Source organism: Pseudomonas sp. N2-3-1-14, from assembly GCF_041228395.1.
Taxonomy (GTDB): domain Bacteria; phylum Pseudomonadota; class Gammaproteobacteria; order Pseudomonadales; family Pseudomonadaceae; genus Aquipseudomonas.
Genome location: NZ_CP166199.1, coordinates 4,449,284 through 4,462,137, shown reverse-complemented (window position 1 = coordinate 4,462,137; position 12,854 = coordinate 4,449,284). Strand labels below are relative to the sequence as shown.

Sequence of the window (12,854 nt, the reverse complement as noted above, 5' to 3'; positions counted from 1 at the left end):
AATGAAGGTTCGCTGCGGGAAGACCGGTCACGGCGGCTGACGGGGCTTTGTTTGATATGCGGTGCCGAAACATCTTTTATACATCATGAAGTTGATTCACTTCGAGCGGGGCATAGTACCACCACTATTACCGTTGGTCGCCTGGCGACTCGCCTGAGGGGTTAACAACCACGCATAAATACTCAGGGCCCTAGTCTGCGCGTTAGAGGGTCCCGGAGTTGAAACAGCAGGCCGTTGTATTAATGAAGTGGGTGTGCAGAGTTATAGCGCTGATGGCTAATTGATATGTTGCTGTCGTTATTAGATAACTCACTGATTAAATACGACCTCTCACCCCTTCATGAGGTGTGATGTAAGCGTTGCTGCGGTTTATAACCGAAGTTTTTTTGCGGGATCTGCAAGGTGACTGTCGCAATCAATTTAGTTTGCTCGCTTTCATCCAGAGCCAGTTCGCCGGTGCGGGTGTCGATCAACTCCAGTTGCCAGGCCAGTAATGTCAGGCAGTCATGCAAGGCCTTCAGCGCCTGGTCATGCAGTTCCATGGGGCAGGCGGCATTGGCAATCAGGTTTTGAATATGCCGAGAGAATTCGCTGATCGCCTGCAGGGCCAGGCCTTCGGCCTTTTCAGCCAGCTTGCTCAAACTGATTTTCATGCAGTCGATGGCATCGCTGTCGTTGCGAATCAGGTGCAAGTGGTTCAAGCACTCTTGCGACTTGGCCAGGAGCATCTCGGCCTCAAGCAGGAATTCGGGAAGTGCAGTTTGCCATTCGTTTGCGTTATTCATCATGCATGTCTCCGCAACATAAGCTCGGGTGATGAGATGCCGCACCGGGTGAATGGCGTAAACCTACCGCTGAAATATGACTGAAATCTGTAGCCCGCTTCCGAAATTCGAGTAGGACCGTTATTAGAATGATCACGGTAGCCGAGAGTGGCCCTGGTCATTCGGGTCGCTTGCACAACTTTGGATGCCGCCACGGCAATCTCTGAAAGACCCGTGGGCCGAGGGCTTGGGATGGCAAACAAAAGCCTGACTCCATTCATGCAATGAGAATGGCGTCACATTAATGGCTATTAGATATCGCGAATATCAGGTTGGGCCTGATTGTGTATAGGGGATTCCCTTACGCAGCGGAACCTCACGTCGATTTGAAGGTCGCGCGACGTTGCTGCAGTGCCGTTTGAAGAGGCCGTTGCAGTAAACCATGATGTCAGTGTGACATCAATGAATTTACGTGGCATTTTACCGGGGTCAAGCTCTGGCGATCGCCGCCGATAACGAGCATAGACGCAAGCATGCTCGCGAAGAATTCAAAGACGGCGCGTTGGTCGGCAGGGTCGCGATACCCGACCCGCTGAACCAGCCGCACACACACCACATCAGGAGCTTTTAATGGCCGGCATTCTCGACACGGTAGATCAACGCACGCAACTGGTGGGTGAGAATCGCCTGGAGATTCTCATGTTTCGCCTGGCCGGGCGGCAGCTGTTCGCGATCAATGTGTTCAAGGTGCAGGAAGTCCTGCAGTTGCCCAAGCTGACCCTGATGCCCCAGCGTCATCCGTTTGTGTGTGGCGTGGTCAACCTGCGCGGCCAGACCCTGCCGGTGATCGACCTGTCGCAGGCGATTGGCATGCGTCCGCTGGTGCCGGGGCCCAACAGCACGATTATCGTCACCGAGTACAACCGCTCAGTGCAGGCGTTCTTGGTGGGCGGTGTGGACCGCATCGTCAACATGAACTGGGAAGCCATCCTGCCGCCACCGGCCAGCGCCGGTCGCCAGCATTACCTCACCGCCATCAGCAAGGTCGATGACCAGTTGGTGGAAATCATCGACGTGGAAAAAGTTCTCGCCGAAATCGTGCCGTACAACGCCAAGGTCTCCCGCGAGAAACTCGAAGACCCGGTGCTGGAGCGCGCCCGTGGCCGCGAAGTGCTGCTGGTGGACGACTCCAATGTGGCCCTGTCGCAATTGCGCGACACCCTTGGCCAGCTTGGGGTGAAAATGCACATCGCCAGTGATGGCCTCAAGGCGCTGAACATGCTCAAGGCCTGGGCCGACAGCGGCCAGGTGATGACCGACAAACTGCTGATGATCTTTACCGACGCCGAAATGCCGGAGATGGACGGCTACCGCCTGACCACCGAAATCCGCAACGATCCGCGCCTGCGCGGGCTTTACGTGGTGCTGCACACCTCGCTGTCGGGCAGTTTCAACGACTCGATGGTGAAAAAGGTCGGTTGCGATAACTTCCTGTCCAAATTCCAGCCCGACAAGCTGGTGGATGTGGTGCGCCAACGCCTGATGCTGGATGAAGTGCCGGCCTGATTCTCTTTAAGGGGAAGCTGTAGTTGGGTGAGTTGGCTCTTTGTGGCGAGCAGGCTTGCCCTGCGTTGGGCTGCGCAGCGGCCCCATGAGGACGCTGCGGTGTCTCAGTAGAACTGCGGTGTCTGGTTGTGGGGCTGCTTCGCAGCCCAACGCGGGGCAAGCCCGCTCGCCACAGTAAGCCCGCTCGCCGTAATACTTCTGCTGCCACGCTGAGTCTGCGCGTTGCACCTGCTTGTTGGCTGTGGGGGCGTCGTCCTTTGATTCCGGGGGCTGCCTGCTATAGGGTGGCGCTTTGTCCCCTCAGGAACGCAGGCTCATGCTTCGTCTCAGCGCGTTGTACCGTTATCCCTTGAAGTCCGGCAAGGCCGAAGCCTTGAAGCAGGTCGGTCTGGATCAACTCGGGCTGGACGGGGATCGACGCTGGATGTTGGTGGACGCAGCCAGCGGGCGATTTCTGACGCAGCGGGCGGTGGCGAAGATGAGCCAGTTGTCGGCGTTGTGGAACAGCGCCGGTGGCCTGACCCTGAGCACGCCTGGCATGGCGCCGCTGGAGGTGGCCTTGCCTGGCAGCGACGCCGAACTGCGCGGGGTGACGATCTGGCGCGATACCCTGCGTGTGCCGGATGCCGGCGATGCGGCGGCGGCCTGGGTCAGTGACTTTATCGGCAAAGCCACGCGGCTGGTGCAGATGCCACTGGCCCGTGCACGCAGCACCGAGGCCGGTTTCGGCAAAGATAACGACCAGGTGGCGTTTGCCGACGGCTACCCGCTGTTGTTGATCGGTCAGGCGTCCGTGGACGACCTTTCCCGGCAGGTCGGCCGGCCCATGGAAATGCTGCGTTTTCGTCCCAATCTGGTGATCGAAGGCAGTCAAGCGTACGCCGAAGACGGCTGGAAGCGCCTGCGTATCGGCGACGTTGAGTTCCGAGTGGTCAAGCCCTGCGCACGTTGCATCCTCACCACGATCGACCCGGCGACCGGCGAACGCAGTGCCGATCGCGAACCCTTCGCCACGCTCGATGCCTATCGCAAGACGGAACACGGCGCCCTGTTCGGCCAGAACCTGGTCAACGATGACCTCGGCCGTCTGGAAGTGGGCATGCCGGTGACCATCATCGAGTAACACGTTCGCGCATAAAAAATGCCCGTCTCCTGCGAGACGGGCATTTTTTTGACCGGTGCAACCCTTAGCCGCGGTATTCGCACAGGTAAGCAGTGTCTACCGCGACCTTCAGCTGGAACTTGCTGTTGGCCGGTACGTTGAACTGGCTGCCGGCGGCGAAGGTTTCCCAGTCGGCGTCGGGCAGTTTCACGGTCAGGGCGCCGGACACCACGTGCATGATTTCACGCTGGGCGGTGCCGAATTCGTATTCACCCGGTGCCATTACGCCGATGGTCGCCGGACCTTCTGCGGTGCCGAAAGCGATCGACTTGACGGTGCCGTCGAAGTATTCGTTGACTTTAAACATGGGTGAATCCTCGAAAAGTGGATTAAGGCTTGCTGCTCTGTATGGACGTGCCTGGCTTCGCTCAGGCGCACGCCATCACCGGCACGCCGGCTCCTACAGAACAGCAGGATATTGGAAAAGGCCGGCCAGTATGCCCAAGCCTTTGCGCGCTGCCTAGACCGGCAAAATCAATGGCAGCAGGCGCGCGGTGTTGCGTGCATCTTCCAGCGCCCGGTGTTGCTGACCCTGAAACTGCATCCCCGCCAATTGCAGCGCGCCGTTGAGACCCAGCGGCTTATCCAGGCGCCGGGCCTTGGCAAAGCGCTGCTTGAGGTTCACATGCGGCGTTTGTGCGAGCGCGCTGGCCAGGCCATGGCGTTGCCATTCGAGTTCAAGCTGCTTGCGATCGTAGTCGCCCCAGCTGGCCCAGCCTTCCAGGCGCGTGTGATGTTGGCCCAGCCAGCGTTCGAAGAGTGGCCACACATCGGTCATCGGTGCCGCGGCGTCGATGTTGGCCTGGGTGATGTGGGTGAGCTGTCGGCAGAACGGCGTCAGCAACGGCCGACGCAGCGGCCGCACAAAGCGCTGGAAGTGATCCAGTTCACGGCCTTGGCGGTTCACCAGGCTCGCGCCGATCTCGATGACTTCCATCTCCGTCACGGGCCAGCCGCCTTCATCCGTTGTGGCTTCAAGGTCAATAATCAGCCAATGAGGCATCGCGCAGGTTCCCGTACTCGTCCCTTCCTGATGGGGATAGAGCGTAGCCGGGCCTTGTAGTTCCGCCTAGGGCTTTTCGATCTCCAGCAAAACCTGGCGGTTGCGCACCTGAGCGCCTGCAATCACCTGCACGCTTTTGATCACGCCGTCGATGCCGGCCGTCAGCGGATGCTCCATCTTCATCGCTTCGAGCACCAGCAGCAGCTGGCCCTGGCTGACACGCTGACCGGCGCTGACCCGAATATCGACAATGGCACCGTCCATCGGCGCCTTGACGGTGCCGCTGCCGGCATCGGCCTGGCGGCTGGCGACCTGCTGGGTAAGGTTGATCACCCGCACGCCGGGCAGCCAGAGCTGGGTATCGTCGAGGTGATAGGCGACGCGGCGGCGCACGCCGTTGATCTCCAGCGTGGCCCGACGGCCATCGGTACTGAGGTTGCGAATGTCGATGCCGTTGGCCTGCAGGTGGTTGGCGTGCAAAACGCTCACGGCGACCGCGTGGGGTGCGTCGTTAATATCCAGCCGATAAGTCCAAGGCACGCTGGCGTTGTTGCGCCAGCCCGTTAAACCTCGGGGGTGGGTACCGGCGCTGTGTTGATAAAACAGCGCGGCGGCCAGGGCGATCTGTTCATCCGTGGCTGCCTGGCGGGGAATGTCACTGAAGTGCGCGGCGATGAATCCGGTGCTGAAATCGCCGGCAATAAAGTCCGGGTGTTCAAGCAGATCGGCGAGCAATCGCTGGTTGGTCGTTACGCCCAGCAATACCGTGTCTTGGACTGCTCGCAGCAGTTTGCGCCGGGCTTCTTCACGGGTGGCGCCGTGCGCGATGATCTTGCCGAGCATGGCGTCGTAGAACGGGCTGATGCGCTGGCCTTCGAGCACGCCGTGGTCGATCCGCACGCCGACGGCAGGCTCCCAACGCAGCACGTCACCGGTTTGCGGCACAAAGCCCTGGGCCGGGTCTTCGGCGTACAGGCGCACTTCCAGGGCGTGACCGCTGAGGGTCACGTCGGCCTGTGTGAGTGGCAGCGGTTCACCGGCGGCGATTTGCAGTTGCCAGGCCACCAGGTCGAGGCCGGTGATCAGCTCGGTGACCGGGTGCTCCACTTGCAGGCGCGTGTTCATTTCCAGGAAATAGAATTGGCCGTCGCGGTCGAGCAGGAATTCCACGGTGCCGGCGCCCACGTAACTGACCGCCCGCCCGGCCTTCAGGGCAGCTTCGCCCATGGCGTGGCGCAGTTGCGGGGTCATCACGGGGCAGGGGCTTCCTCGATGACTTTCTGGTGGCGGCGCTGGATCGAGCAATCGCGTTCGCCCAGGTAGATGAGCTGGCCGTGGCTGTCGCCGAACAGTTGAATTTCGACATGGCGCGGGTCGATCAGCGCGCGCTCGAGGATCAGTTCGTCGCTGCCAAAGGCGTTCATCGCTTCCGAGCGGGCGGTGCGCAGTGCGTCGAGCAGTTGGCTGGCGTCGTGCACCAGGCGCATGCCGCGTCCGCCGCCGCCGGCGCTGGCCTTGATCATCAGGGGGTAGCCAATGCACTTGGCTTGCTCTTGCAGGCTGGCGTCGTCTTGGCGGTTGCCTTGGTAACCGGGTATGCACGGCACGCCAGCCTCGAGCATGGCCAGCTTGGACAGGCGCTTGCTGCCCATCAGTTCGATGGCCTCAACGCTTGGGCCGATGAAGGTGATGTTCGCGTGTTGGCAGGCGCGGGCGAAGTCGGCGTTTTCGGAGAGAAAGCCATAGCCGGGGTGGATGGCGTCGGCGCCAGTGATGTTGGCTGCGTTGAGAATGGCGGCGATGTTGAGGTACGACTGCTGGACGGGCGCCGGGCCGATGTTGACGGCTTCGTCGGCCATCTGCACGTGCAGGGCCTGGGCGTCGGCATCGCTGTAGACGGCCACAGTGCGGTAGCCCAGAGCCTGGGCGGTGCGCTGGATGCGACAGGCAATTTCGCCGCGGTTGGCGATCAGGATTTTGCTGAATGGGGGCATTGGTTTATCCCTGGGTAATCGGGTGTTTGTTCTGGCCCCATCGCAGGCAAGCCAGCTCCCACCTTGAAAGGCGTTTCAACGGTGGGAGCTGGCTTGCCTGCGATGGCGTCATTTGCACCAACCTGGCTTACGCTTCTGCACAAAAGCCTGCGTCCCCTCTATTCCTTCCACGCCCGTCACCGCCTCGGCAAACCACTGCGCCCCGCGATCCAGCACCGCCTCAAGCGGCTCGTCGGCACTGGCCAGCAACAGCGCTTTAGTCCGCGCATTCGCGCCCGGCGCACACTGCAGCACGTGTCCCAACACTTCATCCAGGCGCTGCGCCAATGCCTGCGCATCGCTCTCGGCAAAATGCACCACGCCCAAGCGCTGCGCCTCAAGCCCATCAAACCGCGCCGCCGTCAGCGCCAGCCGGCGCGCCTGGGTCAGGCCAATCCGCTTGACCACAAACGGCGCAATCTGCGCTGGCAACAAGCCTAAGCTGGTTTCCGGCAAGCCGAATCGCGCCTGGTGATCGGCGATCGCAATGTCACTCACACACGCCAGCCCAAACCCGCCCCCCAGCACGGCGCCTTGCAGCACCACGATCACCACTTGCGGCACCGCCTCAACTTCTTGCAGCAAGGTGCCAAACGCGCGGTTCAGCGCCTGCAACCGCGCCGTGCCGCCGGCGGTGACCATGTCTTTCACATCCGCCCCCGCGCAGAAATGCCCGCCCGCGCCGCTGATCACCAGCGCGCGCACCTGGCTGTCGAGCTGCGCCAACACCGCCCGCAGTTCGTTGACCATCTCCAGGCTCATGGCATTGCGATGCGCCGGGCGATTGAGGGTGATGTGCAGCACGCCGTTATGCGGTTCGAGCAGCAGGGTATTCATGATTTTTTCCCAGGCAGCGTGCCCATCAATTTGCAGATGATGCCCAGCATGATTTCGTCGGCGCCGCCGCCAATCGACACCAGCCGCACGTCGCGGTAGGCGCGGGCCACCGGGTTGTCCCACATAAAACCCATGCCGCCCCAGTATTGCAGGCAGCTGTCGCTGACCTCACGGCCCAGGCGCCCGGCCTTGAGCTTGGCCATGGACGCCAGGCGGGTCACGTCCTGGCCTTTGATGTATTGCTCGGTGGCCTGGTAGACCAGCGCGCGCAGGCATTCGATTTCAGTGGCCAGTTCGGCCAGGCGAAAGTGAATGACCTGGTTGTCGATCAGCGCTTTGCCGAAGGTCTGGCGTTCTTTGCAGTACTCAATGGTGCTGTCGATGCAGTATTCCAGGCCCTTGATCATGTTGGCCGCGCCAAACAGGCGTTCTTCCTGGAACTGCAGCATTTGCATCATGAAGCCCGCCCCTTCGTGGCCGATGCGATTGCGTTGCGGCACGCGCACACCGTCGAAGAACACCTGGGCAGTCTCGGAGCTGTGCATGCCGAGTTTTTCCAGCGGTGGGCTGACGCTGATGCCCGGCGTGTTCATCGGCACCATGATCAGCGACTTGTTGATGTGCGGCTTGTCGTCGGAGGTGTTGGCCAGCAGGCAAATGAAGTCGGCGCTGGGCGAGTTGGTGATCCACATTTTGCTGCCGTTGATCACGTAGTCGTCGCCGTCTTTGCGTGCATGGGTTTTCAGCCCGGCGACGTCGGAGCCGGCGCCGGTTTCCGAGACGCCGATGCAGCCGACCTGCTCGCCGCTGATGGCCGGGCGCAGGAACTCGTCGCGCAGTTCATCGCTGCCGAAGCGGGCGAGGGCGGGGGTGCACATGTCGGTCTGCACGCCGATGGACATGGGGATGCCGCCGCAGCGGATGGTGCCGAATTCTTCGGCCGCAACAATGGAATAACTGTAATCCAGGCCCATGCCGCCGAATGACTCCGGCTTGGAAATGCCCAGCAGGCCGAGGTCACCGGCCTTGCGAAAGATCTCGTGAATGGGGAAGCGCCCGGCTTTTTCCCATTCGTCCACATGCGGGTTGATCTCGTGATCGACGAAGGCGCGCACGGTGCGGCGCAGTTCCTGATGTTCCTGGGTAAAAATCATTGTTGTTGTTCTCCTTTAGAAACGCGCCACACCGAAACTGTTGGGCTGCAACTGCCGCCTCTGGGCCTCATGGCAAATATCCAGCAGGTAACCCAGCAGCGTGCGGGTATCGCGTGGGTCGATCAGCCCGTCGTCCCACAGATTCGCGCTGCCATAGAGCGCGGTGGACTGGCTGTCGAGCTTCTGCGCGGTGACCTGTTCGAGCATGTCCAGCACCTTGGGGTCGGGCACCAAACCCTCCTTCAATTGCTTGGCCTCGGTGACGATGCGCAGCACTTTGCCCGCCTGCGCGCCGCCCATCACCGCCGTGCGGCTGTTGGGCCAGGCGAAGATAAAGCGCGGGTCCAGGCCGCGGCCGCACATGGCGTAGTTGCCGGCGCCGTAGGAGCCGCCGACCACCACCGTGAGTTTAGGCACCCGCGCATTGGCCACTGCCTGAATCATCTTCGCGCCGTGCTTGATCACGCCGTGTTGCTCTGACTCGGTGCCCACCATGAAACCTGTGGTGTTGTGCAGGAACAGCAGCGGCGTGCGGCTCTGGTCGCACAACTGGATAAATTGCGCGGCCTTGCTCGCGCCTTTGGGCGTGATCGGGCCGTTATTGCCGATCGCGCCGACGGCGCGGCCTTGGATGTGCAAATGGCCGCAGACGGTGTGGGCGTCGAACTCGCCCTTGAATTCGAGGAAGTTGGAACCGTCGGCCAGGCGCGCGAGAATTTCGCGCACGTCGTAGGGTTTTTTCGGGTCGTCGGGGATCAGCCCCAGCAGCTCTTCGATGGGGTACAGCGGTTCTGTGTAACTGCGTGTCGGCGCACGCGGCAGGTGCTCATCCCAAGGCAACAGGCTGACGATCTCGCGCACGATGCGCACGCCGTCGGCATCGTTTTCGGCCAGGTATTCGGCGGTGCCGGCGGTTTGCGCGTGCATCTGGGCGCCGCCCAGTTCCTCATCGGTGGCCACTTCGCCGGTGGCGGCCTTGAGCAGCGGCGGTCCGGCGAGAAACAGCTTGGCCTTGCCGCGCACCACCACCACGTAATCCGACAGCCCCGGCTGATACGCACCGCCGGCCGTGGCCGAGCCGTGCACCACGGTGATCTGCGGCAGGCCCATGGCCGACATGCGCGCCTGGTTGGCAAAGCTGCGGGCACCCTCGACGAAAATCTCGGCAGCGTAGTTGAGGTTGGCACCACCGCTTTCGGCGAGCGTCACCACCGGCAGTTTGTTTTCCATGGCGATCTGTTGCAGGCGCAGGGATTTTTTCAGCCCCGTGGGGGAAATGGTGCCGCCCTTGATCGCGCTGTTGTTGGCCACCACCAACATGCGCACGCCACTGACGTAGCCGATGCCGGCGATCAAACCGCCGCCGGCTGCGCTGCCGTCTTTGTCGTCGTGGAGTTTGTAGCCGGCCAGGCTGGCCAGTTCCAGGAACGGCGCGCCGGGGTCCAGCAGCAGGTTGAGGCGCTCGCGGGGCAGCAGTTGGCCGCGCGTGTCGAACTTGGCTTTGGCTTCCTGTGCCTTGCTGAGCAGGGCGTGCTCCAGCTGGCGCAGCTGCGCGATGGCGGCCAGCATCGCCTCGCGGTTTTGCGCGAACTGCGGGCTGTGGGCGTCGATCAAGCTTTCAATCACCGGCATGGTTTAGTGCTCCGCCTTGAGCACATCGGGCAGGTAGGCACGGTGGAAACCATTGAACGGCTCGCTCGGCGGTTGCGCCTTGGGCAGCGGCCAGGCGCGGCTGCCCAGGCTGGCGGCGCCGTCGATGCGCAAGGTGCTGCCGCTGATGAACGCGGCGGCGGGGCTGAGCAGGAACACGATGGCCGCGCTGACCTCCGATTCGGTGCCGATCCGCTTGAGCGGCACGTGCTCGCGCAGGGTCGGGATCACCGCCTTGAAGGCGCCTTCGTAGGTGTCCATGCCGCTGGAGGCAATCCAGCCCGGCGCCACGGCGTTGACGCGCACCCCGGCGTAGCCCCATTCGAACGCAGCGGTTTTGGTGAAGTTGTCCATGCCCGACCTGGCTGCGCCCGAGTGGCCCATGCCGGGCATGCCGCCCCACATGTCGGCGAGCATGTTGACGACGGCGCCGCCGTGCTTGCTCATGGATTGATTGAACACTTCCCGCGCCATCAGGAAGCCGCCGACCAGGTTGGTGCGCAGCACGGTTTCAAAGCCCTTTTGATTGATCGAGGCCAGGGGCGACGGGTATTGGCCGCCGGCGTTATTCACCAGCCCGTGAATCGGGCCGTGTGCGTGGATAATCTGCGTAACCAGCGCCTTCACCGCGTCTTCATCGCGAATATCGCAAGCCTGCCAATGGGCCGTGCCGCCGTCTTCGGCAATTTCCGCGGCCACCGTTTGCAGTTTTTCCGGTTTGCGCCCCACCAGAATCACTTGAGCGCCGAGGGCCGCGAGTTCATGCGCGGTGCAGCGGCCAATGCCACTGCCGCCACCGGTGACGATCACGGTTTGCCCGTGGAACAGGTCGGCTTTGAAGATTGAGTCGAAGGCCACGGCAACGCTCCTTTTATTTGAGTTGATCGGCGATGTGTTGCGGCACGGCGATGGGAATTTCCAGCAGTTGCTGGGCGAAGGCTTTGCCCTGCGGGTCGATGCGCAGGCTGGCGATACCGCCGCCGCCCAAGGCGTTTTCCAGCAGGAAATTCAGGCTGTGGCTGCCGGGCAAGTACCAGCGTTCGACGCGGCCGTGGAAGGGGTCGAGCACGTGGCTCATCCAGTCGACGATCACTTGCGGGGTCAGCACTTCGGCGATCCACGGCAAGTAGTCGGGATGGCGGGCGATCACGCCGATATTGCTGTGGTTGCCTTTGTCGCCGGAGCGCGCGACGGCCAGCTTTACCAGGGGCACGCTGGCGTCGGCGCGGCCCTGGGGCTTGGGCGGGTCAATCGGCTCAGCCGGGGTGACCAGTGGCGCAGAGGCGGGCAGTTCAATGGTGTGGCGCAGGCCTTGGAAGTCGATCACCAGCTCACAGGATGATTTATCGATCAGGAACGAAAACAGCCGAATCAATGGGTACACCGTCGGGCGGCCGCCAACAATTCCGGTTAACCCCGGCGCCATACCGGTGGCTGCCTGGGCGATCTCGCGGGCGAACAGCACCAGCGCCTGTTTGCTCGGGTGCCGCACCGCCAGTTTCACCACCACTTCGCGGCAATCCTGACGCTGGGCGTGGGCGCCGTAGGTGGCTTCGCTGCCGAGCAGTTCGATGTTGACCTCGGTGTAAGGCGCCCAGCCACGCTGGCTGAACAGTTCCGAAGTCTTGTTGATGAGCGCCTGGCTGACACGCTCGGCCTTGGCCACCGCGTCGATCCCGGCGATCAGGCAGCTGGCGGTGCAACGAAAACCGTCCGGGTAGGTGGCGCTGACTTTGTACTGATCGGTGGGCGGCAAACCTTTGGCGCCGTGCAGGCGCACTTGGTTTTTGCCTTGCTGCTGCAGTTTGACCTGGCTGAAATCGCAGATCACATCGGGCAGCAGGTAGGCGCGCGGGTCGCCGATTTCATACAGCAGCTGTTCGGCCACGCTGAGTTCGCTGATCAGCCCGCCCGTACCGTCGACTTTATTGACGGTGAACTGGCCGTCGGCGCTGACCTCGACGATGGGAAAACCAATGTGCTCGTAGTCCGGCACGTCACGCCAATCGGTGAAGTTGCCGCCCGTGCATTGCGCGCCGCATTCGATGATGTGCCCGGCGAGGGCAGCTTGGGCGAGGCGGTCATAGTCCTGCCATGACCAGTTGAATTCGTGCACCAATGCGGCGCTGACCACGGCGCTGTCGACCACGCGGCCGGTGATCACGATGTCGGCGCCCAGCGCAAGTGCCTGGGCAATGCCCGGCGCGCCGAGGTAGGCGTTGGCCGACACGCACATCGGCGGCAGCGGCGCGCCGTTGAACATATCGCTGACGCCGTGCAGGTGCTTGAGCTGCGGTTGCAGGTCATCGCCCAGCAGCACGGCGATTTTCAGCGGGATTTGCGCCTTGTCGCAGGCCGCTTGCAGGGCGGCGGCGCACGCTTGCGGGTTGATGCCGCCGGCATTGCTGATCACGCGGATGCCCTGGCGCTGGATGTCGCCCAGCAGCGGCGTGAGCACTTCGACGAAATCCGTGGCGTAGCCGGCCTGAGGGTCTTTCATCCGTGCGCCGGCAAGGATCGACAGGGTGACTTCCGCCAAATAGTCGAACACCAGGTAATCCAGCGCGCCGCCGTGTACCAACTGGGCGGCGGCGGTGCAGGTGTCTCCCCAGAAGGCGCTGGCGCAGCCGATACGTACCGTCTTGCTCATGAGAAATCCGTCCTCGAATGGCTGGCGTCGAGACT

Annotated in this window: 10 protein-coding genes and 1 pseudogene; 2 read left to right on the top strand and 9 right to left on the bottom strand. The window is 62.4% G+C overall.

What is annotated here, in order from left to right; genetic code table 11:
- Nucleotides 1–338: 338 nt before the first annotated feature.
- Nucleotides 339–788, bottom strand: a complete 450-nt coding sequence (locus AB5I78_RS20555; RefSeq protein WP_178119654.1) for a hypothetical protein — start codon at nt 786–788, stop codon at nt 339–341.
- Between the two features lie 606 nt (nt 789–1,394).
- Between AB5I78_RS20555 and AB5I78_RS20550 the strand changes: the two genes are divergently transcribed.
- Nucleotides 1,395–2,330: a chemotaxis protein CheV gene (locus AB5I78_RS20550; RefSeq protein WP_017134971.1), complete on the top strand. Its 936-nt coding sequence runs from the start codon at nt 1,395–1,397 to the stop codon at nt 2,328–2,330.
- Between the two features lie 316 nt (nt 2,331–2,646).
- Nucleotides 2,647–3,453: an MOSC domain-containing protein gene (locus AB5I78_RS20545; protein WP_369301243.1), complete on the top strand. Its 807-nt coding sequence runs from the start codon at nt 2,647–2,649 to the stop codon at nt 3,451–3,453.
- A 64-nt stretch (nt 3,454–3,517) separates the two neighbouring features.
- Here AB5I78_RS20545 and AB5I78_RS20540 read toward each other — a convergent pair whose 3' ends face one another.
- The 8 genes and pseudogenes from AB5I78_RS20540 to AB5I78_RS20505 form a co-directional block, all read right to left on the bottom strand.
- Nucleotides 3,518–3,799 (bottom strand): pyrimidine/purine nucleoside phosphorylase, encoded by a 282-nt coding sequence (locus tag AB5I78_RS20540; RefSeq protein ID WP_106576484.1) that lies wholly within the window; start codon nt 3,797–3,799, stop codon nt 3,518–3,520.
- A 153-nt stretch (nt 3,800–3,952) separates the two neighbouring features.
- Entirely contained in the window at nt 3,953–4,495 is a 543-nt protein-coding gene (locus tag AB5I78_RS20535; RefSeq protein ID WP_119742324.1) for an exonuclease domain-containing protein, read from the bottom strand.
- Between the two features lie 66 nt (nt 4,496–4,561).
- A pseudogene (locus AB5I78_RS20530) lies at nt 4,562–6,489 on the bottom strand (acetyl-CoA carboxylase biotin carboxylase subunit).
- Between the two features lie 108 nt (nt 6,490–6,597).
- Nucleotides 6,598–7,365, bottom strand: coding sequence for an enoyl-CoA hydratase/isomerase family protein (locus AB5I78_RS20525; RefSeq protein ID WP_369301239.1), 768 nt, complete (start codon nt 7,363–7,365; stop codon nt 6,598–6,600).
- Nucleotides 7,362–8,519 carry a citronellyl-CoA dehydrogenase gene (gene atuD, locus AB5I78_RS20520; RefSeq protein WP_369301238.1) on the bottom strand — a complete coding sequence of 386 codons (1,158 nt, stop codon included), beginning with the start codon at nt 8,517–8,519 and terminating at the stop codon, nt 7,362–7,364. The genes AB5I78_RS20525 and atuD overlap by 4 nt, the downstream gene beginning before the upstream one ends.
- Nucleotides 8,520–8,534: 15 nt before the next feature.
- Nucleotides 8,535–10,151: a geranyl-CoA carboxylase subunit beta gene (gene atuC / locus AB5I78_RS20515; RefSeq protein WP_369301236.1), complete on the bottom strand. Its 1,617-nt coding sequence runs from the start codon at nt 10,149–10,151 to the stop codon at nt 8,535–8,537.
- A 3-nt stretch (nt 10,152–10,154) separates the two neighbouring features.
- The gene (locus AB5I78_RS20510) at nt 10,155–11,027 is read right to left on the bottom strand and encodes an SDR family oxidoreductase (RefSeq protein ID WP_242195581.1); all 873 of its coding nucleotides are present in this window, start codon (nt 11,025–11,027) and stop codon (nt 10,155–10,157) included.
- 13 nt (nt 11,028–11,040) lie between these two features.
- Entirely contained in the window at nt 11,041–12,819 is a 1,779-nt protein-coding gene (locus tag AB5I78_RS20505) for an acyclic terpene utilization AtuA family protein (RefSeq protein WP_369301235.1), read from the bottom strand.
- Nucleotides 12,820–12,854: the final 35 nt, after the last annotated feature.